Annotated in this window: 20 protein-coding genes; 10 read left to right on the top strand and 10 right to left on the bottom strand. The window is 66.6% G+C overall.

Going from position 1 to position 22760, the window contains the following annotated elements:
* The first annotated feature begins 35 nt into the window (after window positions 1-35).
* The 4 genes from FFS09_RS14495 to FFS09_RS14480 all read left to right on the top strand — a co-directional run bounded on the left by FFS09_RS14495 (window position 36) and on the right by FFS09_RS14480 (window position 6491).
* Entirely contained in the window at window positions 36-1391 is a 1356-nt protein-coding gene (locus FFS09_RS14495) for a nucleobase:cation symporter-2 family protein (RefSeq protein WP_252374368.1), read from the top strand.
* A gap of 21 nt (window positions 1392-1412) precedes the next feature.
* The gene (locus tag FFS09_RS14490) at window positions 1413-2399 is read left to right on the top strand and encodes a LysR family transcriptional regulator (protein WP_171020030.1); all 987 of its coding nucleotides are present in this window, start codon (window positions 1413-1415) and stop codon (window positions 2397-2399) included.
* A 127-nt stretch (window positions 2400-2526) separates the two neighbouring features.
* On the top strand, window positions 2527-3918 hold the full coding sequence (locus FFS09_RS14485; protein ID WP_137919603.1) for an MFS transporter: 1392 nt from the start codon (window positions 2527-2529) through the stop codon (window positions 3916-3918).
* A 167-nt stretch (window positions 3919-4085) separates the two neighbouring features.
* Window positions 4086-6491, top strand: coding sequence for a DNA internalization-related competence protein ComEC/Rec2 (locus tag FFS09_RS14480; protein ID WP_137919602.1), 2406 nt, complete (start codon window positions 4086-4088; stop codon window positions 6489-6491).
* A 13-nt stretch (window positions 6492-6504) separates the two neighbouring features.
* On the opposite strand, the gene FFS09_RS14475 is transcribed toward FFS09_RS14480, so the two are convergent.
* Window positions 6505-6927 (bottom strand): hypothetical protein, encoded by a 423-nt coding sequence (locus FFS09_RS14475; RefSeq protein ID WP_137919601.1) that lies wholly within the window; start codon window positions 6925-6927, stop codon window positions 6505-6507.
* Window positions 6924-7850 carry a zinc dependent phospholipase C family protein gene (locus tag FFS09_RS14470; RefSeq protein WP_171020029.1) on the bottom strand — a complete coding sequence of 309 codons (927 nt, stop codon included), beginning with the start codon at window positions 7848-7850 and terminating at the stop codon, window positions 6924-6926. Before FFS09_RS14470 ends, FFS09_RS14475 begins: the two co-directional genes overlap by 4 nt.
* A gap of 254 nt (window positions 7851-8104) precedes the next feature.
* Here FFS09_RS14470 and FFS09_RS14465 point away from each other — a divergent pair, with 254 nt between their 5' ends.
* Window positions 8105-8404 (top strand): helix-turn-helix transcriptional regulator, encoded by a 300-nt coding sequence (locus tag FFS09_RS14465; RefSeq protein ID WP_137919599.1) that lies wholly within the window; start codon window positions 8105-8107, stop codon window positions 8402-8404.
* Between the two features lie 13 nt (window positions 8405-8417).
* Window positions 8418-9716, top strand: coding sequence for a type II toxin-antitoxin system HipA family toxin (locus tag FFS09_RS14460; RefSeq protein WP_137919598.1), 1299 nt, complete (start codon window positions 8418-8420; stop codon window positions 9714-9716).
* Between the two features lie 217 nt (window positions 9717-9933).
* On the opposite strand, the gene FFS09_RS14455 is transcribed toward FFS09_RS14460, so the two are convergent.
* Window positions 9934-10611 (bottom strand): GNAT family N-acetyltransferase, encoded by a 678-nt coding sequence (locus FFS09_RS14455; protein WP_137919597.1) that lies wholly within the window; start codon window positions 10609-10611, stop codon window positions 9934-9936.
* A 133-nt stretch (window positions 10612-10744) separates the two neighbouring features.
* Here FFS09_RS14455 and FFS09_RS14450 point away from each other — a divergent pair, with 133 nt between their 5' ends.
* Window positions 10745-11596: a chalcone isomerase family protein gene (locus tag FFS09_RS14450; protein ID WP_252374367.1), complete on the top strand. Its 852-nt coding sequence runs from the start codon at window positions 10745-10747 to the stop codon at window positions 11594-11596.
* Window positions 11597-11647: 51 nt separating this feature from the next.
* On the opposite strand, the gene FFS09_RS14445 is transcribed toward FFS09_RS14450, so the two are convergent.
* The 6 genes from FFS09_RS14445 to FFS09_RS14420 all read right to left on the bottom strand — a co-directional run bounded on the left by FFS09_RS14445 (window position 11648) and on the right by FFS09_RS14420 (window position 18137).
* A complete protein-coding gene (locus FFS09_RS14445; protein ID WP_252374366.1) occupies window positions 11648-13255 on the bottom strand; it encodes an amidohydrolase in 1608 nt (535 codons plus the stop codon).
* Window positions 13256-13492: 237 nt separating this feature from the next.
* The gene (locus tag FFS09_RS14440) at window positions 13493-14473 is read right to left on the bottom strand and encodes a Bug family tripartite tricarboxylate transporter substrate binding protein (RefSeq protein ID WP_137919596.1); all 981 of its coding nucleotides are present in this window, start codon (window positions 14471-14473) and stop codon (window positions 13493-13495) included.
* A 69-nt stretch (window positions 14474-14542) separates the two neighbouring features.
* Window positions 14543-15532 (bottom strand): quinone oxidoreductase family protein, encoded by a 990-nt coding sequence (locus tag FFS09_RS14435; RefSeq protein WP_137919595.1) that lies wholly within the window; start codon window positions 15530-15532, stop codon window positions 14543-14545.
* 64 nt (window positions 15533-15596) lie between these two features.
* The gene (locus tag FFS09_RS14430; protein ID WP_137919594.1) at window positions 15597-16505 is read right to left on the bottom strand and encodes a dioxygenase family protein; all 909 of its coding nucleotides are present in this window, start codon (window positions 16503-16505) and stop codon (window positions 15597-15599) included.
* A gap of 30 nt (window positions 16506-16535) precedes the next feature.
* Window positions 16536-17573: a tripartite tricarboxylate transporter substrate binding protein gene (locus FFS09_RS14425; protein WP_137919593.1), complete on the bottom strand. Its 1038-nt coding sequence runs from the start codon at window positions 17571-17573 to the stop codon at window positions 16536-16538.
* Between the two features lie 33 nt (window positions 17574-17606).
* Window positions 17607-18137 (bottom strand): cupin domain-containing protein, encoded by a 531-nt coding sequence (locus FFS09_RS14420; RefSeq protein ID WP_137919592.1) that lies wholly within the window; start codon window positions 18135-18137, stop codon window positions 17607-17609.
* A gap of 153 nt (window positions 18138-18290) precedes the next feature.
* Between FFS09_RS14420 and FFS09_RS14415 the strand changes: the two genes are divergently transcribed.
* Window positions 18291-19217, top strand: a complete 927-nt coding sequence (locus FFS09_RS14415; protein ID WP_137919591.1) for a LysR family transcriptional regulator — start codon at window positions 18291-18293, stop codon at window positions 19215-19217.
* A 73-nt stretch (window positions 19218-19290) separates the two neighbouring features.
* Here the strand turns inward: FFS09_RS14415 and FFS09_RS14410 are convergent, their stop codons facing one another.
* Complete coding sequence (locus FFS09_RS14410; RefSeq protein ID WP_137919590.1) at window positions 19291-19980, bottom strand: isochorismatase family protein; 690 nt, start codon at window positions 19978-19980, stop codon at window positions 19291-19293.
* 203 nt (window positions 19981-20183) lie between these two features.
* On the opposite strand from FFS09_RS14410, the gene FFS09_RS14405 reads away from it, so the two are divergent.
* Together FFS09_RS14405 and FFS09_RS14400 are read left to right on the top strand one after the other, a co-directional pair.
* Complete coding sequence (locus tag FFS09_RS14405) at window positions 20184-21137, top strand: LysR family transcriptional regulator (protein ID WP_137919589.1); 954 nt, start codon at window positions 20184-20186, stop codon at window positions 21135-21137.
* Between the two features lie 183 nt (window positions 21138-21320).
* The gene (locus tag FFS09_RS14400) at window positions 21321-22760 is read left to right on the top strand and encodes a circularly permuted type 2 ATP-grasp protein (RefSeq protein ID WP_137919588.1); all 1440 of its coding nucleotides are present in this window, start codon (window positions 21321-21323) and stop codon (window positions 22758-22760) included.

The raw sequence follows: 22760 nt of genomic DNA, 5'->3' as shown, positions 1-22760 counted from the left end.
TCTGCCGCCGCGATCAATACCACCTGGAGCCCACCGTGAAACCTTCCAACACCACCCACCCGCAGCAGCCGCCTGTCCATCCTGTCGATGCCTGGCTACCCCCAGGCCGCAACCTGCTGCTGGCCTTTCAGCATCTCCTGGTGATGTATGCGGCCGCCGTTTCAATCCCCATCGTCGTGGGCAATGCGATCGGTCTGGACCGTGAGCAGATCGTGATGTTGATCAGTGCCGACCTGTTTGCGTGCGGCATCGCCACACTGATCCAGACGGTCGGCTTCTGGAAGTTCGGTGTGCGCCTGCCGTTGATCCAGGGCTGCAGTTTCGTGGCGGTCGCGCCGATGATCCTGATCGGCAAGGAACACGGTGGCATGCCCGCCGTCTATGGCGCCACCATCGCCGCGGGAATTTTCTGCATGCTGATGGCCCCCTTGTTCGGCAAGATCCGGCGCTTCTTCCCGCCGGTGGTGATGGGCACCACCATCCTGGTCATCGGCTTGTCCCTGCTGCCCATCGGTGTGCGCTGGGCCGCGGGGGGCGCACCCAAGGCCCCCGATTTCGGCTCCGTCTCCAACCTGACGCTGGCCGCCATTTCACTGATATCGGTGCTGTTGATCTATGGCTTTGGCCGAGGCCTGGTCCGCAACACGGCGGTGCTGTTGGGCTTGCTCATCGGCACCGGCGTCGCCTTGCTCATGGGCAAGGCGGACTTTTCAAAGGTGGCGGACGAGAACTGGTTTGCTTTCGTGACGCCGCTGGCCTTTGGCATGCCGGTGTTCGATCCGGTCGCCATCATCCTCACGTGCGTGGCCATGATGGTCATCATCACCGAAGTGACGGCGGACTTCTTTGCCGTCGGGGAAATGGTGGGCAAGGAGATCGACGACAACAAGATTGCCAATGGCCTGCGCGCGGATGGCCTCTCCACCGTGATCGGTGGCTTCCTGAACACTTTTCCGTACTGCGCCTACAACGCCAACGTCGGTCTGGTGGCCATGTCGGGCGTCAAGAGCCGCTGGGTGGTCGCCACGACGGGTGTTCTGCTGCTGATCCTCGGCCTGTTTCCCAAGCTCGCGGGTGTCTTTGCGTCCATGCCCTTGCCGGTTCTCGGCGGTGCGGCCATCGTGATGTTCGCCATGATCGCCACCACCGGGCTGCGCATCCTGAGCAAGGTCGACCTCAACAACGGCAACAACACGCTGATCATTGCCGCGAGTCTCGGGATGGGCATGGTCACCGTTGCCGCGCCCAGCTTCTATGATCAACTGGGTTCCACTGCGAAGATGTTCCTTCACAGCGGCATTACAACCGGCTGCATCACCGCCATCGTCCTCAACGCCTTGTTGAACCGGAAACAGCGCGAAGCTGTCGCCAGCCCCGTGCCTGTGGTGTAGCCCTTGGGGAAAGGTCCTGCCGTGAAACTGCCAAGCGATCAACTGGACGGATTCCTGATCCGGCTGCTGGTGACCGTCGTCGAGGAGCGCAGCGTCACGCGGGCCGCGCACCGCCTGAACCTTCCCCAGTCCACCGTCAGCGCTGGATTGACGCGCTTGAGAGCCGCGCTCAACGACCCGTTGCTGGTGCGTGGGCGCAACGAGATGGTGCCGACGGAGCGCATGGTGCAGCTGTACGAACGGATGCGCTACCTGGCGGAGGAGATGGAGAGCCTGTGCGGTCCTCTGGCGGTGGTGGAGCCCGACCAGATCACGCGCGAGTTCCACATCGGGTCGATGGACTATGTCAGCTCGCGCTTCATCCCCGACATCATCGCCCGTGTGCTGCAGGCCATGCCCAAGGCCGCGGTCCAGATTCATCCCCTGTCACCGGACTTCGACTATCTCGAGGGGCTTGAGAGCGGTGCGCTGGACGTCGTGATCGGCAACGTCGGCATGCCACCGAGCCACTTGCATCTTTCGCCGCTGTTCGAGGACGAGATCGTCTGCCTGGTGCGCAAAGGGCATCCGGCCTTGCGCAAAGGCCTGACCCAGGAGGCATACCTGGAAGCCGACCATCTGGGGTTGATTCCGTACAACGCCAACCAGCTCGGCGTGATCGACGCCTATCTGGCCCAGCTCGGCTTGCGTCGGCACGTCAAGGTGGTGCTGCCGTATTTCAACAACGTGCCCAACATGCTGGTGCAGTCCGATCTGGTGTTCACCACCTGCCGGCGCTATGCGCAGACCCATTGCGCCGATTTCCCGCTGCAGGTCGTTGAACCGCCCATTGCGTTTCCTTCCATGCGCTTTCATCTGTTGTGGCACGAGAGAACCCACCGGTCGACCGTTTCAAGGCATCTGCGCGAGGCCGTGACGAAAGCCGTCCAGCAATCCACCGGCACGGAGAAACACGAGGGCAAGAAGCTGGCCAAATCGGCGGTTGCCACGGGCCACCCTGTGCTTTGACCGCTGGCGGTCCGGGAGGTGGATGGTCTTGCCGGGTCGTCGGCGGGGGGGCGAACGGGGCCCGCGGCGACCTCGTAAACTAACCCGTGCCCAAGACCACCGATACCTCTGAGAACCGCGCTGCGACATGAGCGCGTCCCGCTGGCTCCCTCTCGTGGTCGCATGGCCCATGTTCCTGCAGAACATGGACACGACCATCCTGGCCACCGCGCTGCCCTCGATGGCGCACGCGCTGGACGTTCCCGTCCTGCATCTGAACCTGGCGATCACCGCCTACCTGCTCAGCCTGGCGCTATTCCTGCCCATCAGCGGCTGGCTGGCCGAACGCTGGGGCGCCAAGCGGCTGTTCTGCACCGCCATCGCGCTCTTCACCGTGGGCTCGTTGTTGTGCGGCCTGTCGCGCAACCTGCCCGAGCTGGTGTCCAGCCGCCTCCTGCAGGGCGTGGGCGGCGCGATGATGGTGCCGGTGGCGCGCCTCATCCTGCTGCACCACGTCAAGCCCGCCGAGATGATCCGCGCCATGGTGTGGTTCACGGTGCCCGGCACCGTGGCGCGGTTGACGGGCCCGCTGATCGGTGGCGGTGTCGTCACGCTGGTGTCCTGGCGGTGGATTTTTGTCGTTCAGCTGCCCTTGGGGTTGTTGGGGATCTTTCTCGCTTGGCGGATGATTCCGGCCGACCCCGCCGTCCAGGACCGGCGCCCGCGCACCTCGCTGGATGCCGTGGGCTTTGTCTTGCTGGCCTTCGGTCTCGCTACCGTGATCTCGGGGCTCGAGTTGGGTGGCAAGGGACTGATTTCCGTGACAGTGACGGCCGCGCTCATCGGCGCAGGCGTGTTGGCCTTGTGGTCCTACCAGCGACACAGCGCCCGATCGAAGCATCCCTTGATCGACCTGCGGATCTTTCGGCATTTCACCTACCGCACCGCGACCGTCGGTGCCATTCCCCTGCGCGTCGCCATTGGCGCCGCGCCTTTCCTGTTGCCCTTGCTGATGCAGGTGGGCTTTGGCTTGTCGCCGCTGCAATCGGGCTTCATGACCTTTGCCGGCGCCATCGGCTCGCTGTCCAGCCGCACGACCTTGCCGTGGATGCTGCGCCGGTTCGGCTTTCGCAGCATCCTGATCGCGGGCACGGTGGGATCCAGCCTCTGCTATGCGGGTTATGGCCTGTTCACCGCGGCCACGCCACAGGCCTTGATGTTCGGCGTGATGTTGATGGGTGGGCTGTTCAACGCCTGCGCCATGGTCGCGCTCAACACGCTGGGGTACAGCGACATCCCACGGGAGCAGACGAGTCACGCGACCACCGCGGCCACCATGGTGAACCAGTTGTCGGTCACCTTTGGCGTGGTGGTGGGATCAAGCCTGCTGGCGCTGGCCAGCCACGTGCGCGGCGGGCCGAACGCGGTGCTGCAGGCGATCGACTTTTCGTGGGTGTTCTTTGCCATCGGCGCGTTCACCATCCTGTGCGTGCACGGGTTCCGGAAGTTGACGCCCGAGGAAGGGGCGCACATGCGATAAGCCGGCAAGCCGATTTGGGTGCTTCACCAACGTCCCCATAATGCGGGCAGGCGGCGCGTCCATGACGCCGCCACACAACGCATTCAGGGAGGGGCGATGCATCGGCAAACAAGGTTTGTGCCGTGGCGGCTTGCGCGCAGCACGCGGGAGCGGCTGTCGTGTCGGCCATGAGCCATCGCGGTTTTGTGGCGCTGGCAGGGTGGGTGCTCGGCGTGGGCTTGCAGTTGCAGCAGGCGGCGCTGTGGTCGCCGTGGGCTTATGCCGCACTGCTGTTGGCCGGTGTGCTCGGCCTGGTGGGCCTGTACCTCGTGCGATCTGCGGGTCCCGCCAAGGTCGCCATGGTGCTTGCACTCGCGCTGCTGGCCGGCGCCTGCATCGGTGGTGGATTGACCGGCTTGCGCGCCGTGCACTTTGCCACCCATGCGCTCGACCTGGCGCTGCAAGGCATCGACATCGAAGTGACGGGTCGCGTGGCGTCGCTGCCGCAGCGCAGTGCGCAGGGCGAGCGCTTCGAACTGGTGGTGGAGTCGGCGCGCCGCGCTGGTGAAGCCGTGCGCGTGCCCGAGCGCCTGCAACTGAGCTGGTACGGCGGCCCGACCACCACCGCCAGCCCGGGCCTGCGCGCGGGCGAGCGCTGGCGTTTCACCGTGCGCTTGCGCAGCCCGCACGGCAACGCCAACCCGCACGGCTTTGACCGCGAGCGCTGGCTTTGGGAGCAAGGCATCCAGGCCACCGGTTATGTGCGCAATGGCCCGCGCGACCCGGCGCCGCTGCGGCTGGGCGCGACGTGGTGGCACCCGGTGGACACGCTGCGGCAGACCGTGAGCGAGCGCATCGGCGAGCGCGTGACCGATGCGCGCAGCGCGGGCGTGCTGGCCGCGCTGGTGGTGGGCGACCAATCCGCCATCGAGCGCACCGACTGGGACCTGTTCCGCACCACCGGTGTGGCGCACCTCATGAGCATCTCGGGCTTGCACGTCACGCTGTTTGCCTGGCTCGCCATCGCCGTGATCGGCGCCAGCTGGCGGCGGCTCGGCCTGCACGGGCCGCGCGCCTTGCTGGCCGTGCCGGTGCCCTGGGCCGCGGCCATCGGAGGTGTGGCCCTGGCCATGGCCTACGCGCTGTTCTCGGGCTGGGGCGTGCCGGCGCAGCGCACCGTGCTCATGCTCGCGGTGGTGGTGGGGCTGCGCCTGTCGGTGCGGCACTGGCCGTGGCCGATGGTGTGGCTGCTCGCCATGGCGGCGGTGCTCCTGCTCGACCCGTGGGCGCTGATGCAGGCCGGCTTCTGGCTCAGCTTCGTGGCCGTGGGCATTCTGTTCGCCACCGACCCTGGTCGATCGCAACGCCAGCAGACCGAAGAACGGCCACCCGGACCGCGGCGCGTGGCGCGGGCCATGGCCACGCTGTTGCGTGAGCAGGGCGTGGTGACGGTCGCGCTCGCGCCGCTCACGCTGCTCTTGTTCGGCCAGTTCTCGGTCGTGGGGCTGGTGGCCAACCTGGTGGCGATCCCGTGGGTGACCTTGTTCGTCACACCGCTGGCGCTGCTCGGCGTGTTCGTGCCGCCGCTGTGGGACGTGGCGGCGTGGGCGGTGCAGGCGATGTCCTTCGTCTTGCAGTGGCTCGCGCAATGGCCATGGGCCGCGCTGTTCCGGCCCGTCGCGCCATGGACCCTGGCGCTGCCGGCGGTGTTGGGCGGGGTGCTGCTGGTGTTGCGCACGCCCTGGGCCGTGCGCCTCGCGGGGCTGTTGCTGCTGTGGCCGGCGTTGTTCTACACACCGCCGCGTCCTGCGCAGGGCCAGTTCGAGTTGCTCGCGCTGGACGTGGGGCAAGGCAGCGCCGTGTTGCTGCGCACCGCGAACCACAGCCTGCTCTACGACACCGGCCCGCGTTACGGACCGCAGCCCGATGCCACCGACGCGGGCGAGCGCGTGGTGCTGCCGTTGTTGCGCGCGCTCGGTGAACGGCTGGACACCGTGGTGGTGAGCCACAGCGACAGCGACCACGCGGGCGGTGCTGCTTCGGTGCAGGCCGACCAGCCGCAGGCACGCTGGTTGTCGTCGTTTGACGCTGACCCCGCGCGCCGTTGCGTGGCCGGGCAGCGTTGGCAGTGGGACGGCGTGGACTTCGAGGTGCTGCACCCGTTCGCATCGGATTTCGACGACGACGGCAAGGGCCGGCTCTCGAGCAACGCCATGTCCTGCGTGCTGCGCGTGTCCAATGGCGCGCACAGCGCCTGGCTGGGTGGTGACATCGACGCCACGCACGAGGTGCGGTTGGCGATGGCCAGGCCCGACGAACGCGCCACCGTGATGCTCGCGCCGCACCACGGCAGCCAGACGTCCAGCAGCCCGGTGCTGCTCAACACGCTGCGCCCGCGCCACGTGATCGTGCAGTCGGGCTACCGCAACCGCTTCGGCCACCCCGCGCCGGTGGTGCTGGAGCGGTATGCGCAACGGCGGATTCCGTGGGTGAGTTCACCCGAGTGCGGGGCGGTGACGTGGCGCAGTGCCGAGCCTGACGGTGTGGTGTGTGAGCGGGATGCGTACCGCCGGTATTGGCACCATCCCGGGTGAGACGAGCCCGTGCTCAGTTCCCGCAAACAGCCTTCAAGTTCAAGGTGAACTCACAGCGCTGAGGCGCGGGCAATGACCACCGATGCACGTCCATCGCGGCGGTGCAGCCGGCGTCTTCCAGCAGCGCTCGGCCCGGCCCTGCTTCGCACAGCAGGACGGCCGAGTCTTCGCCTTCGCGCCGCACCAGCAAGACGCGGCCGTCGAAGTTGCGCATGAGAGGCGGATCGCCCTGGGTCACCGCTTTCAGGAGTTCTTCCGGTGAAGCGTTTGCGGGAAAGTCTTCGTAGCGCACCTTGGCGTCGACCGCGGCCGACACCTTTGTCAAGGCGGATGCGAGGTGGTTCATGTCGCGCTCCTGCACGCGGCTTGCGCAACCCGAGCCGATGAGGGCCACGGTGGCGAACGAACAGGCGAAGAGGGCGGTGCGGTATGTCATGCCAGGTTGCTCCAGAGAACGCGTTGTTGGGTGGCCAGGCTGCGGCCGGTGTCCAAGTTCCAGTCCTCCAAGGCGTCGAGTGCATCGGAGCGCCCCGAGACGAGTGCCTCGTCCAGGCCGCGCCACATTTCCAGCACGTTCGTCCGCGCCCGTTCGTAGAGCGGGTCGAGGTCCATCGGGCCTTCCGGCGTCTTCAGGCCCCGGATGTACTGCGGATCGATCTCCTCGAAACGGGGATAGTTCAGACCCATGGAAATGCCGACATGGCGCGCGAAGGGGAACAGGTGGTTGGAGCCGGCCACCAGCGAGAGCACGCGGCGAAACCCTCGGTGCCAGGCGCTGGGCCTGGGTGCGTCCGCGGCGGCGTGCGCAGGGTAGGTCTTGAGCAGGGCTTCGAGCCACACCTGTTCGATGACCGGGTCGAGCGCATCGGCGTCGTTCGGTGCGTTGCAGGTGGCCACCCCGGTCTCCAGGTGGCGGGCCAGCGCGGCGGACCCCACGTTCATGCGCGGGAAGAGGTGCGCGTCCTGGTGCATTTCGCAGATGCGGTGGGCCTTCTCGTTGCCCAGATACGGCCCCACCTTGAGCTCGATCACGGGGTGGATCGTCATGTCCGTGGCGACATGCGAGGCCCACCCGAAGAGCCAGGCCGTGAGCTTGGGCTGCGACGGGCCCGGCGCCCGGTGGATCGCCTGCACGGCGCAGCGGAAGAGCTCACCGGTGCGGGTGAGGTGCATCGCATCGGCCCACTGGCCTTGCGAACGGTCGGTGGCGAGGTAGGGGTAGTCGGGGCTGACCGCACCGAGTTCGACGTATTTGAGCTGGGTGCCCAGCGCCGCGAGCGTGGACTTGCGAAGACCTGTTTTTCGAGCGTGCGCTCGCGCGTCGTTGGCGATCGTGAGGTGGGTGTATGCGCCTGACAAAGTGGAGCCTCTCTGTGGATGTTGTGGGTCGATGTGTCGCACGCCAGCCGGGTGCGCCATCGCCGTCGGAAGCGGCTTATTGTGTCCAGATGCCGCTCAGGCTTTTGAGTCGTTAAGGAATTGCGCTTTCGACAGGAAGTTGCTAATTTAATTTAGCATTTATCAGTGAATGATATGTTTATTGATCATTTCATGGACGTATTGTGCTTTTCATGCTAAATTTGTTTATCAAACTTACATAAAAGATGCATGTAATGAGCATTGTCCAAAACCTCGAAAGCACCCGCAAGGCGGCCTCGCTGACCCAGGACGAACTGGCGCAGCGCGCGGGCGTGAGCCGCATGACCGTCTCGCGCATCGAAGCTGGCATGGATCCGCGCCTGTCCACGCTGCAGGAACTGGCGCGCGCCATGGGCATGGAGCTGATGCTCGTGCCGCGCGCGCTGCAGTCCGAGGTGGCGGATTTCGTTCGCTCCGGCGGGCGTGTGCTCGGCCAACCCGCTGGCGCGGGTGCGCCGAAATCCCTGGTCGACCTGCTGGACAAGCCGTCCTGAGCGGCCGACGGCCATGAGCACCTTCATCCGCTACCTGCGCCTGTTCCTGCACACACCCGCGGGGGAAAAGCAGGCCATCGGCTATCTCTCGCAATACGGCGACATCCTGCGCCTATCGTTCGATGAGGCCTACATCCAGAACCCGCGCCGGCCCACACTGTCCATGAGCCTGCGCGGTGTGGACGACGCGGCCACGCAGCAGATCCTGCGCGCCACGCGCGACGAGCGCCTGGTGCGCAACGACGGCCACTGGCCGGTGTTCTTCCAGAACCTGCTGCCCGAAGGCCACAACCGCGAGCGCCTGGCCGCACAACGTGGCTGCACCACCGAAGACGAGTTCGAACTGCTGGCCGCCGCCGGCCATGACCTCATGGGCGCGCTCGAAGTAGAGCCGGTGCCGCCCGACGAGGACATTCCGCAGGTGGTGCGCCACTGGCACACGGCGCTGGGACTCGATGTGCTGGAGCCGGGCTTCGTCGAATTGCCGGTGGAGGACGCCGCGTCGCTGCCCGGCATGGTGACCAAGTTCTCCGCGCTGCAGGAAGGGCGGCGCTACGTGGTCCAACGGCATGGCGTGGTGGGTAGCCACATCCTCAAGTTGCCCAGCGCCCGGCACCCGGAGCTGGTGGAAAACGAATACACCGGTTACCGCCTGTGCGCCGCGCTGGGGCTGGATTGCGCGCGCGCCAGCATCGTCACGCGCGAGCAGGCGCAACTGCCCGAGCCCATTCCATTTCCGCACATCCTGGCGGTCGAGCGCTTCGACCGCCGGCACGGCTTGCGCGTGCACATGGAAGAGTTCTCGCAGGTGCTGGGCTATGCGCCCAAGCACAAGTACGGCAAGGGCATTGAACGCGACTACGGACAGATGCTGCGCCTGCTCAACCTGTACTCCACGCAGCCCGCGCGCGACACGCGCGAGTTCCTTGGTCGCTTCGTGGCCTTCATCCTGCTGGGCAACACCGACGCGCACCTGAAGAACTGGGCGCTGCTGTATCCCGACGGCGTTGAGCCGCAACTCGCGCCGCTGTACGACCCGGTCTGCGTGAGCGCCTTCTTCGCCGGCCTGCCGCCGATCGACTACGGCGTGAACCGCGCCATCGACCACACGCTGCGCGCCTTCACCTGGGCGCAGCTCGAGGCGCTCATCGAAAGCGCCGGCCTGCTGCGCAAGTCGGTGGTGCTGCGGCACTGCAAGGCCTTGGTGAAAGCCGCGCAGGCCGACTGGCCGGCCTTGCTCGCGGACGCGCCGCAGAACGTGCGCGACGAGGTGACCGCGCGCCTGCGGGGTGGGGTGGCGCTGACGGCCTGAACGGTCTGAACAGGGCGCCGCCGCTGTAGCGGCCACGACTCGGATTTCGACGAAGACGGCAAAGGCCGGTTCTCGAGCAACGCCATGTCCTGCGGCTGCGCGTGTCCAACGGCGCGCACAGCGCCTGGCGGTGTGGCGCAGCGCCGAGCCCGATGCCGTACGCCGCGAGCGGCAAGCGAGCCCGCGCTACGCTGCGCGGCCACCGTGCAGGGCACGATCACCGAAGCGAGATGACGCGAACGATGGACTCCTGGACGTCGCGGAACCCCATGTCCTCGTAGAGCCGGTGCGCTGGGCCGTTGTCGCGCATGACGTGCAGGAAAGGAGTCTCGTTGCGCCCCATCTGCCGCCGGATCAGCGTGGCCACCAGCCGGCGTGCCAGTCCGCGGCCTTGAAAGTCCGTGTGCGTGCACACGCCGCTGATTTCGCGCAGCCCGCCGGCAAACATGCGCTCGCCCGCCATGGCCACCAGGCGCTGTCCTTCGAAGCGGCCGAAGTACTCGCCGAGTTCGATCGTCCGCGGACCAAACGGGCCGGGACGGGTCAGGGTTGCCAGTTCGAGCGCTTGTGACGCGTGTTGCGCGCAGAGCTGCACGATCTCGGGGGCCTCGTCCATTGCAGGCATCGCAGCCTTCCAGGCCATCTTGACGATGGTGCCCTCCGCATCGATGTGCCAGTCGGCGGGCGCCAGACCCGCCCAGCCAAGGCAGTAGAGCTGTTCCCCGGCCTCGCACAAGGGCGCCAGGGCGTCGAAGTCGGGACTTTCGACGTCCGGGAAAGCGACGATGGGCGAGAAGCCTCTGGCGTACCGACAGGCGTCATCCGTTCCGGTCGCGTACCTCGAATGCGGACCGACCAAGGCATGCCAGGCGATGTTGGCGAAGAGGTGATTCATGACAAGGTGGAGCGTGGACAGACCATGGGGTTCGAGGGCGCTGCGAGCGCAAGGCTTGCTGGCACAAAACACGAATTGTGCACACGCACGCCGATGTTGTTTCTAAGAAAGTGTTAATTCGATTGTTGACTGAATGGTTCCTGCCTACATTGAATTCAAGGTCAATGAGCGCGTCTCAAGCGACACATCCAGCGGCACCACCGTGGTGCTGGCTGCAAGTTTTCAAGGTCTTCATCGCATGAAAAAACACACAACTGGTTGTCTCGCTCGGCTTGAGGCCGATGCACATGTTGGCGCCACCCGGGACGTGGATGCCCCGACCCGCGCTGCATTTGACATGCACCTCGCATCCATTCGAATCAAGCGGCTGTGTGTCGCCGCCATCATGTTGTGCGGCGCACTGAGCCTGAGCGCTGCGGGCGCCGCCACGATAGAGATCGCCGGCATGAAGGTGAGTGAGTCCGCCGAGGTCGCCGGCGCCGGCCTTGAGCTCAACGGCTCAGGCGTTCGCTACAAGGGACCTTTCAAGGTCTATCTCGCCGCTCTCTACTTGAACAAGAAGGTCGCCACGCCCGAGGCGGTCTATGCGGCGAGCGGCCCCAAACGCGTCGTGCTCACCATGTTGCGCGACGTGGAGTCGGGTGAACTGGGGCGCCTGTTCATTCGGAGCATTCAAGACAACACACCGCGAAACGACTTGCTCAAGGTGCTGCCCGCTTTGCCACGCATGGGTGAGATTTTCGCGGAGCAGAAGAGCCTGGCGTCCGGTGACTCGATCACCATCGATTGGGTTCCCGGGGCCGGGACCGTGATCTCCGCCAAGGGCAAGGTTCTGGGCCAGCCTTCAAAGGACCCGGAATTTTTCAACGCCATGCTGGCGATCTGGATCGGCAAGGCGCCCGTGGACTGGGCTCTCAAGGATGCGCTGCTGGGTGTCCAACCGCGAGATCTCCAGGCGAGCAGGCCTGGCGTTCAACGCCGCTAGGCAGTACCTCCGAGCGGGTGATGAAGAACCCCCCCCCGCAAAAGCGACCCCTCAGTGGCCTTTCCCTGTTCCTTCCTCGGCACGGTGCATGTCCACCAAGGATTGAAGCGCCTGGGTCCTGACGCCGGGTCGGGCCGCGCTGGCCGCTTCGCCGCGGCGCAGGCCGTCCTGGTCGATGTGAACGACCTTGCCGCCCACCAGCGTCAGCACCGAACGAAGTGTGTGAATCCGGTCCGCTGGAACTTTGAGGTACGGCGCGTTGAGGACCGCCAGGTCGGCCAGCTTGCCCGGCGCCAGCGTGCCTTTGCGTTGCTCGTCGAAGCTGAGCCACGCCGCGTTCGCGGTATGGAGCCGGAGGGCTTCTTCGCGGGTGAGAAGGTAGTCTGCGCGCCGCTGGACGGCCCCACCCGCCGAGCGACCGGTGACGTGGTATTCGATGGCGCGCCAGACGTTGAAGACACCCACGCGGGTCGAATCCGTGCCCCCGGCGACCACCATGCCCTTGGACAGCGCAAGGCGGGTCGGCGGTGAGGCCTGGGCGATGGCATCTCCGTTGGCTTCCCGGATGGCGGGACCCTCGAAGTACGGCCCCATCTGAACGGTGTAGGAAATGCCCAGCTTCTTCATGCGCTCGAACGTCTCATGGGAACCGGTGCTGATGTGCGTGATCGCCCAGCGCAGATCCTGCAGAGGATAGGTTTTCGAGACCTCTTCAAACACATCGAGGATGGCCTTGGCCGCATCGTCGGTGTACGCATGAACCTCCAGGGGATACCGGCGCGCCGCGGCGAGCGAGGCGACCTTCGCGAGTTCATCCCTGGCGGCTTGAGAGGGACTGAAACCCGGGCCCATGCGCACGCCATCGTTCATGCCGAACACCAGTGCCTCGCCGACACCGAGGAAACGCATCATGTCGTCGCCCAACAGCGGAGGCAGAAAGGTCAACGCCGTGTTGAACCATGCCGCCTCGTTCTGGATGGGCAGCGCGGCGGCGCGGTAGGCCACGCGCAGCGTCAGTGCCTTGTTCCTCCATAGGTCGAACAGCGCGTTGTAGATGGGAAGGTCACCCGCGGCCGGGTCAATGATGCCCGTGACGCCATGGCGGTTGAGCTCCGAGAAGAAGGCGGCCAGGCTGTCGCGGCTCTGCGCTGGCGAGCGCGCCCCAATGCGCGCGAACAGCGCGTTGAAGGAGCCGATGCCCCCGAGCAGTTTCCCGGTGGCCTTGCCTTGCGCATCGCGCTCCACGGTGAGCCCCGCGGGCAACGCGCCACCCGCGTTCAGCCCCAGCGCGTCAATGCCCTTGTCGTTGACGACCGCGTAGTCGTACAGGTACTGGACATAGGCCGGGTTGTTGGGCACGGCCCGGGTGAGGTCCTGCGGTGTCGGTGGGCGCTTTTCGGCGAACTGTTCCGGCGACCAGGCGCCCGTGACCGCAACCCATTGGTTCGCCCCGCGCCTGATGGCCTCTTGCTTCAGTTGTTCAAGAGCGCCCACCAGCGTGGTCTGCTCGTACCAGTACGTTTCGAAGGAGAACCCCTGGCCTCCTCGAATGGCGTGGATGTGCGCGTCGATGATCCCGGGAATGACCGTCTTGCCCTGCAGGTCAATGACGTCGGTCCGCGGACCACGGAGCTTGCGAATGGACTTGTCGCTCCCCACCGCGACGATGTCGCTTCCTCGGATGGCGATCGCCTGCCCGTGGGCCTTGCCGCATCCATGGTGAGGATGTCGCCATTGACCAGGATGCGGTCGACAGCGCGCGCGTCATCCGCGGCGAAGGCGGCTGCCGCCAGCAGGGCGGGAGCCAGTGTGGCCGCGATGCGGCCCATGTACTTGCGCATGTCAGATCTCCTTGAAACAGGGATGGGAGGCGGCGCGGCACCGCCTCCCGTGCCGTCAGGCGTCGAGCTTGATGCCCGCTTGCTTGATGAGCGCGGCGGTGGCGGCGGTTTCTTCGCGGACCAGTCTGGCGAACTGCTGCAGTGGCATCGGCGCCGGGTCAGCCCCAAGCCCCTCCAGCCGGGTCCGCACCTCGGGCGAATGGAGTGCCTTGAGTGTCTCGGCGTGCAGGCGCCCGAGCACCGCATCCGGCATCCTGGGGGGTGCGAACAGGCCGACCCAGAACGTCTGGTCAGCGCCGCCGAAGCCGCACTCGGTCGTGGTCGGCACGTCCGGGAAGACCGGCGAGCGTGCAGACGCGCCGATGGCCAGCGCGGTGAGCTTGCCGCCCTTGATGAGTGGCGTGGCCACCGCCAGCGGCAGCAGGAACCAGTCCAGCCGCCCGCCCATGACATCGCTCAGCGCCTGGGGCGTGCCCCGGTAGGGCACGTGCGCCACCTGGATGCCGGCGGCGATGCGGAACTTCTCTCCGGCGATGTGCGAGCCACTGCCATTGCCCGATGAGCCGTAGAGGAACTTGCCAGGCTCGGCCTTGGCCTTGCGCACCAGGTCCTGCAGCGACGTGAAGCCCTTGTTCGGTGCCACGACGAGCACGTTGGGCATCGACGCGAGCATGGTGACCGGCGTGAAGTCCTTGAGGGTGTCGTACTTCAGCGCGGGGTAGAGCGCCGCGTTGGCGACGTGGCCGGAAGAATGAACCAGCAGCGTGTGGCCGTCGGGCGCCGAGCTGGCCACTTGCGCCGCACCCACCGTGCCGCCGGCCCCCGGCTTGTTGTCGACCACGCAGGGATGGCCGAGGTACGCCTCCAGGCGTTCGCCGACGATGCGCGCCACGACGTCGGTGGTCGAGCCGGCGGTGAAGGGCACGATGACCCGGACCGGCTGGTTGGGATAGGTGGGTTGGGCGAAGGCGGTGGCCGGCAGGGCCGCGGCCCCTCCGGCTGCGAGCTGCAGCAGTCGGCGTCGATGGATGTCCATGGATGTCTCCTCTTTGATGGGGTGTGGGGGAAAAACGGTGCGGGCGATCTGCCGTGCACGCAGGTGCTGTCAAGGGGCCAGAACGAGCCGCTCCATGGAGCCCTCAAGGATGCGGAGGTAGGCCTCGGTGGCCGAGTCCAGGGTCTTGACGGACGCATCGGCCACGTCGAAGGCGCGCAGGCTGCCGTCCTCGAAACCGGGGAGCAGGGTGCGCAGGATGTCGGCGCATTGGCTCGCATGGAGCTTCAGGCTGTCCACGCCCAACATCTGCAGGTCGCGGCGGTAGAACGCCATGATGTCGAACGGCACATTGCGGTCCGGCGTCGAAATCAGGATCTGCCGGCCACCTACCTTCAGCGCGTCCAGCGCGACGGCGAAGTAAGGCGAGCCCACCGTGTTGTAGGCGATGTCGACGCCCTTGCCGTCGGTCAATGCCAGCACGGCGCTGGCGAGGTCTTTGCGGGTGCCGTCCAGCACCTCGACCGGTGCCGTCGCGTGGCCCTGGTACGACGTGGCCTGGCGCTCGACGCCGATGACCCGCGCACCGGCCCGCGTGGCGAGCTGAACAGCCGCCTGTCCCACCTTGCCGTTGGAGCCCAGCACCAGCACGGTCTGACCGCGGCCCGACAACTGGGCGCGCCGCAATCCCTCGTAGGCTGTGACGAAGGGCACGCCCACGGTCGCCGCCGACGCCAGCGGGATGTTGGCGGGCTTGCGAACCAGCGCGTCGATCGGCAGCACCAGGTAGCGGCCGTGGCTGCCGTCGCGGGTGATGCCGAGATCGCCCCCGGTCCCCCACACCGACTTGCCCATCCAGTCGGTGGGGCCCGCGACGACCCGCCCGGCATAGTCGCGGCCCGGCGTTCTGGGCCACACGGCGTAGGGCATCAGGCCCAGGGCGGCCTTGACGTCGCTGGGGTTGATGGCCGCGGCCAGGACCTCGACCACCGCATGGCCGGCGGGCGCGTCGGGGCGGACCACCTCCACAATGGCGGGGTTCAGTTGTTCGGGGCTGTCGGCCTTGGCGTTGAGGCGCAGGGCGCGTGGCGGGGTTGTCATGGGGTTCTCCTGGGAGGGGTGGAGCGAGGTTGCTGAAGGGGTTTCGGGCGCCGCACGGGGTCTGTCAGGGCAGCGGCGGTTTCGGGATGCGGGTCTCGCCGGGTTCGAGGCGCAGTTCCACGTCGAGGTGGAAGTCGCCACGGCTGTCGGGCTCGAACTTGCGCAGCAGGGAGCCGACGGCGCCGAACGCCGCGTCCTTGAACGCGAAGGGGTCGTTGGCGTCGAAGATCTGCGTCGTCAGCACCTTGTGCTCGGGCGCGATGGCGATGAAGTGCAGGTGCGCTGGCCGCATGTGGCTGCGGCCCTGGAGTGCCAGGAGTTCGCCGCAAGGGCCATCGATCGGCACGCCATAGCCCGAAGGACGCACGCTCTCGAACCAGAAGCGCCCGCGGGCATCGGTTTCGAAGACCGCGCGCAGGTTCATCTCCTCCTGCTCGGGGTCCTGGTTCTCGTAGAGGCCGCCCGGCGCGGCCTGCCAGGTTTCGACGCGCGCGCCAGCGATGGGCGTGCCGTCGATGGAGACCACGCGCCCCTGCACGAACAGGCGCATGCCGTCCGTGTCTTCCGAGGCGATGCGCGAGCCGTTCGGCATGGCGGGCTGGTTCGCGCGCCAGAACGGGCCGATGAGCGCGGGCTCGGTGCCGCCCGCCGCGAGCACGGCCTTGGCGTCCATCAGCAACACCAGCGTCGCCATGCCGAGGATGTCGGCGAGCAGGATGCCTTCGTGTTTCTTGGGGCCCGTGGCCTGGCCCACGCGCACCAGGAAATCCAGGCCCGTGTGCAGCTCCTCGTAGGTGAGCTTCACGTCGGTGGCGAACGCGTGCATGTGGCGGATGAGCGCGTCGAGAATCTCCCGCGCGCGGGCGTCTCGGGTGCCCTTGTTCGCGTCCAGAACCGCTTGCAGCAGCGCTTGGGGGTTGGCGGGAATCGAGCGCTGGGTCTCGGGTCGCGCCAGGGTGGTGGTCGTGGTCATGGTGGTTTCCTGACGTTCAAAAGAAAAGGATCAATCGCCGCGCACGTTGGCCTTGGTGGCGACGGCGAGCCAGCGCGGCACTTCGTCCGCCACGCGAGCGGCGAGCTCGGCGGGCGAGCTGGCCACCACGTCGAACCCCATGTCGCGCACCTGCTGCTGCAGGGCGGGCAGGTGCAGGATGCGGTGCACTTCCGCGCTCAGGCGTGCAATGGCGGGTGCGGGCGTCGACGCCGGTGCGAAGAGCGCCTGCATGGTTTCCGAGCGGTAACCCGGGAACCCGGACTCGGCGACCGTGGGTACCCCGGGCAACTGGCCCCAGCGTTGGCTGCTGCCCACCACCAGGGCACGGAGCCGGCCCGCGTCGATGCTGGCCTTGGCCGCCGGCAAGGCCACGAGCCCGCAATCCACCTGCCCGCTGAGCACGCCGTGCACCGCGGGCGCCGCACCGGAATACGGCACATGGATCATCTCGATGCCGGCTTGCTGCCACAGCAGTTCACCACCGAGGTGGACGCTGTTGCCCTTGCCGGGTGTGGCATAGGTGAGGGCGCCCGGTTGCTTCCTGGCGCGTGCGATGAGGTCCGCCAGGCTCGCGATGGGGCTCTCGCTTCGCACGACGATGACATCGGGCGACAGCGCCGCCAGGGAGATGGGGGCGAACTGCCGGACCGGGTCGTACGGACGCTTGTCGGGATACAGCGCGGGGTTGGTGACGAACGACGACGAGGCCAGCAGGAGCGTCAGACCGTCCGGCGCCGCGCGGGCCACCGAGGCGATGCCGATGTTGCCGCCGGCACCCGCCCGGTTCTCGATGATCACCGCCTGCCCCAGGGACTCGCCCAGCTTGTTGCCCAACAGGCGCGCGATGAGGTCGGAGGTGCCGCCTGCCGCGAAGGGCACGACGATGCGCACCGTGCCCTTGGGGGTCCAGGCTTCTCCCGCCTGGGCGGCGGGTTGCGCCCAGGCCTCGAAGCCGAGGCCGGCGAGCGTGAAACCCGCGGTGGCGCGCAACGCGTCTCGCCGGTTGATCCGGACGTCGGGTGCGTGTGGTGACGCGGTCTTGTGCATGGTGGTCTCCTTGGTCGAACCCCGCGGGGCGACTTACTGGGCGGTGCTGTCCTTGATGTAGCCGTCGGTGCTGTACACCAGGCCCGTGGCTTCGGCGGCCTTGACCACGTCGGGATGCCAGGCAATGCGCCCGCACTCTTCGTCGGTGCCGCCCACCACCGAGTACACGACCAGGGCATGGTTGTTCGGGTTGCGGAAGCCGCGCATGACGCCGATGGGGCAGGAGATGACGTCCCACTGGTTCAGCATCAGCGAGTGTTCGCCTTGTTCGCCCCAGACGATTTCCATCTGGCCGTTGAGTGGGCAGAACACCTCCTCGGTCTTGTGCGCGTGGAGGCTGGCGCCCTGGCCGACGGGGATCTCGATGAAGGTGACGCCAAAGCGGTGGTTGCCCGGGATCGCGGGTTCAACGCCTTTGTTCTCGAGAACACCGCGGTTCATGATCTTGTAGATGTTCTTCTTCATGCCGGGCAGCCGGCTTTCGATGAAGGTCTCCCGGTATGGCTCGACCTTGCCCCAGCGTGCGATGCGCGTGGCTTCCATTTCTTGGGGGGTGATGTTCATCTCGATTCCTTTTCACGATGGGGTTTGTGGAAGACAGAAGGCGGTCTATCGCTCTCTGTTGAAGCGAATGTAGGTCGGTGAATTCCTGAGGTCCACTACCATTTTTTGACCGACTCGATAACAATTCGGTATCAAAGGAAAAAGGACCTTCGGATGGACATGAGACAGCTTCGCTACTTCGTCGTTTTGGCGAACCAGCAGCACTTCGGTCGCGCGGCGAGCGTGCTGCACGTGGCGCAACCCGCGTTGACGCGGCAGATCCACCTGCTGGAAGAAGAGCTGGGCGTGCAGCTGTTCGTGCGGCACTCGCGTGGCGCCATGCCCACCGACGAGGCGCTGTTCCTGCTCGAGCGCGCCTCCTTCCTGCTGCGGTATGCCGAGCAGATGCGGCAGGACATGAAGGCACTCCAGCGCGATGCGCGCGGTCCGGTGGCCATCGGTGTGTCGCCCGGTCTGGCGCTGCTGCTCGCCGTGCCGCTGACACGCGCCGTGCACCAGCGGCTGCCCGGTGTCCGGCTTCGCCTGGTCGAGGGATTCGCCCCGACGCTGCACAGCATGCTGCTGCAAGGGACGGTGGACCTCGCCGTGCTCAATGGCCCCATGCCGTTGTCCAACCTCGTGACGTTTCCGTTGTTGACCGAGGGCATCTGCCTCATCGCGCGGCCCGACGACAAACGCATTCGCGGTCCGCGCGCGAAGATGACACAACTGGCCGGCCTTCCGCTGGTGATGACGGGACTGGCGAAATCCGGCGTTCGGCTCGAACTCGAGGCCGCCGCGGCCCGTGCCGGTGTCGAGTTGAACCAGGTGGTCGAGGTCGAGTCGGTCGAGGTCGCGAAGCGCCTGGTGCGCGAGGGCATTGGTGTGACGGTTCATTTCGCGGCCACGGTGAAAGAGGACGTGGAGGCCGGCCGGCTCGTGGCGTACCCGATCGAGGGCCTGCGCCTGCGCCGCATCCTGGCCCGCGCGGCGGACCGGCCGCCTTCCCGGGCCACCGAAGAACTGGTGGGTCTTCTGCGCACGGTGGTCGAGTCGCTCGTTGAAGGCGGACAGTGGCCCAACGCCGTGCTCGACCACTGACGCACAAGCCACAAAAAAATGCCGGCGCTGTCGCCAGCGCAGGCCCTCAAGACAACCCGGGGAGGCGGCTCGATCAGCTGCGCTGCGAGTCGAGCACTTCGTGCTTGCGTTCGACATCCTGGGCCTTGGCGTGGCTCTCGATGAGCAGCGCGTACTCGGGGAAGATCCTGGTGTAGATCTCGGCCCATTGCATCGCGTCGTCGCGGTTCCAGGTTTTCTGCAGTTCCGAGGCCACGGCGGCGGTGTCCATCGGTACGGCGCCGGCCTGCACCACGCGCGCCAGCGTGATTTCCTGCGCCATCTTCGAGTACGTGCCCGAGGCGTCGATCACGACGAACACCTTGTAGCCTTCAGCGATCGCGGCGATGGCCGGAAAGGCCATGCAGACGCTGGTGATGGTGCCGGCGATGATGAGCGTCTTGCGCCCCGTGGCCTTCACCGCGGCCACGAAGTCGGGGTTGTCCCAGGCGTTGATCTCGCCCTTGCGAGCGACATACTGGGCGTGTGGGGCGTTGGCGTGGATCTCGGGAATGAGCGGACCGTTCGGGCCTTGTGGCACCGACGCCGTGGTGATGACCGGCAGCTTGCACAGCGTCGCCATTTTGGCCAGCGCCGCCGCGTGCGCACGCAGCTTGGGCATCGGCATGTCGTTGACGGTCTGGAACAGGCCGCTCTGGTGGTCGATCAGCAGCATGGCTGCGTCGTTGGGGTCGATGATGGGGCGTTGGCCGTTGAAGTTGGCCACGTTGGCGAATGCACTCATGCGGTTCTCCTGGCGGTGGATAAAGAGGGGGGACGGTGTCCGGATCGGTTGTCGCTGCTGCCACCACCAGCACGGTCTCGATCGGGGTGCGTCCATTCTGTTGAGAGACCCGCCGAAGCGGTAGCCGCCCGGCGAGAAACGCGGTGTTCTCGAATGGCGAACACGGCGCGTGGCGGCGCTATATTGCGACCCATGGTCATGTGATGGATGGGGGAACCTTGCGCTACCGTTTCGAAGAAATTGAAGCGTTTGTCGCGGTCGTCGAGGCGGGCAGCATCAGTGCCGCCGCCGTGCGGCTGGACGTGGCCAAGTCGGTGATCAGCAAGCGTGTGTCGGCCCTGGAGGATTGCCTGGGCGTCGCGCTGCTGCAGCGCTCCACCCGGCGTGCCACCCCGACAACGGGCGGGCTGGAGTTCTTCGAGCGCAGCAAGGCGGTGCTGCAGGAGCTGGAGGAGGCCGCCCACGCCGTCGGCGGGCGGCAGCGAGGGCTCACGGGAACCGTTCGCCTGGCGTTGCCGATGAGTTTTGGCCACATGCATGTGCTGCCCGCGCTGATGCCGTTCCTGAAGCAGAACAAGGACCTGCTGCTCCAGGTGGACCTGGACGACCGGCACATGGACCTGGTGCAAGGCGGCTACGACCTGGCGATACGCATTGGCATGCTCGCGGATTCCGGCCTGATTGCCCGGCGGCTCGCGCACAGCCAACGCGCACTGTGCTGTAGCCCCGAGTACCTGGCGAGGAAGGGGCAACCCACTACCCTGGCGGACCTGGCGCACCACGATTGCATTGGTTATGGCCTGGTGTCGTCAAGCCACATCTGGCAATTCGAGACCACTGGGAAAGACGCCCGGCGCCTCGATGAGGGAAGGGTCGCCACCACCGTGCGGGCGCGGATTGTCGCGAACAACGGCGAGGCGATGGTTCAGGCGGTGCTCAATGGCCTGGGCCTGGCCGTCCTGCCCACGTTTCTGGTGGGTGGCCTGCTGAAGTCCGGGGCGCTCGTTCCGCTGGCGCTCGAGGGTTTGCGCCCCACGATGGACCCGGTGAACGCCGTTTACACGCAGTCGCGCAACCTGTCCTCCAAGGTGCGCGCCATCATCGACGTGCTTGCGGCGGCATGGGCCGGCGACGTGGCGCCCTGGGACGGTCCATAGGGGCAGGCGCCGTCGCCTGCTCGTACACCGGGGTCGGAACGCCTTCGTAGCAGGTACTTCATGAAACGGCCCCGAGCCGTCGGCGCTGAAGTCGAGCTGGTCGAGCCCCGAACGAGGGGAATGCCCAGGTACTGGGAAACCCTGGCCCGCTCCTTGCTATGCTGTGTCCAGGAGAAAAAGCCCATGAGCAGACCGATGTTTGACGAAATGAACGCCTCGCCCAGCGAGGTCCGGGCCCATTACGAGAACTACGCGCGCTGGCTGGCGCAGCAGCCCGAGGACGTCATGGCGGCCCGGCGCGAAGAGGCGGAAATGATCTTCCGCCGCGTCGGCATCACCTTCGCGGTGTACGGCGCCAAGGACGAGGACGGCTCCGGCACCGAGCGCCTCATCCCCTTCGACCTGATTCCCCGCATCATTCCCGCGCACGAGTGGCACAGCATGGAAGCGGGCCTGGTGCAGCGCGTGACGGCGCTCAACCGCTTCATCCACGACGTCTACCACGGCCAAGAGATCATCAAGGCCGGCATCGTGCCCGCCGACCAGATCTTCCAGAACGCACAGTTCCGCCCCGAGATGATGGGCGTGGACGTGCCGCACCAGATCTATTCGCACATCGCCGGCATCGACATCGTGCGCGCGCCCAATGCCGACGGCGTGGGCGAGTACTACGTGCTCGAAGACAACCTGCGCGTGCCCAGTGGCGTGAGCTACATGCTCGAAGACCGCAAGATGATGATGCGGCTGTTCCCCGAGCTCTTCGGCCAGAACCGCGTGGCGCCCGTGGCGCACTACCCCGACCTGCTGCTCGAAACCCTGCGCGCCAGCAGCCCCGCCACCACGGCCGAGCCCACCGTGGTGGTGCTCACGCCCGGCATGTACAACAGCGCCTACTTCGAACACGCCTTCCTCGCGCAGCAAATGGGCGTCGAGTTGGTGGAGGGGCAGGACCTGTTCGTGAAGGACAACTTCGTCTACATGCGCACCACGCGCGGCCCCAAGCGCGTGGACGTGATCTACCGCCGCGTGGACGACGACTTCCTCGACCCGCTGGTGTTCCGCCCCACCTCCACGCTCGGCTGCGCCGGCCTGCTGGGCGTGTACCGCAGCGGCAACGTGGCCATCTGCAACGCGGTGGGCACGGGCGTGGCCGACGACAAGTCGATCTACCCCTACGTGCCCAAGATGATCGAGTTCTACCTTGGGCAGAAACCCATCCTCAACAACGTGCCCACCTTCATGGGCCGCGAGCCCGAAGACCTCAAGTACATGATGGCCAACATGAAGGACCTGGTGGTCAAGGAGGTGCACGGCGCGGGCGGCTACGGCATGCTCGTGGGCCCGGCGTCCACCAAGGAAGAGATCGAAGACTTCCGCCAGGCCGTGGCGGCCAACCCCAGCGGCTACATCGCGCAGCCCACGCTCTCGCTCTCCACCTGCCCCACGTATGTGCAAAGCGGTGTGGCGCCGCGCCACATCGATCTGCGGCCCTTTGTGTTGAGTGGCAAGGAGGTGCAGATGGTGCCGGGTGGGCTCACGCGCGTGGCGCTCAAGGAAGGCTCGCTGGTGGTCAACTCGTCGCAGGGCGGCGGGACCAAGGACACCTGGATTCTGGAGGACTGA

Source organism: Hydrogenophaga sp. 2FB, from assembly GCF_005503365.1.
Taxonomy (GTDB): Bacteria; Pseudomonadota; Gammaproteobacteria; order Burkholderiales; family Burkholderiaceae_C; genus Hydrogenophaga.
Note: the sequence above shows the minus strand (reverse complement) of the source record. Positions and strands in the feature narration are given on the sequence as shown.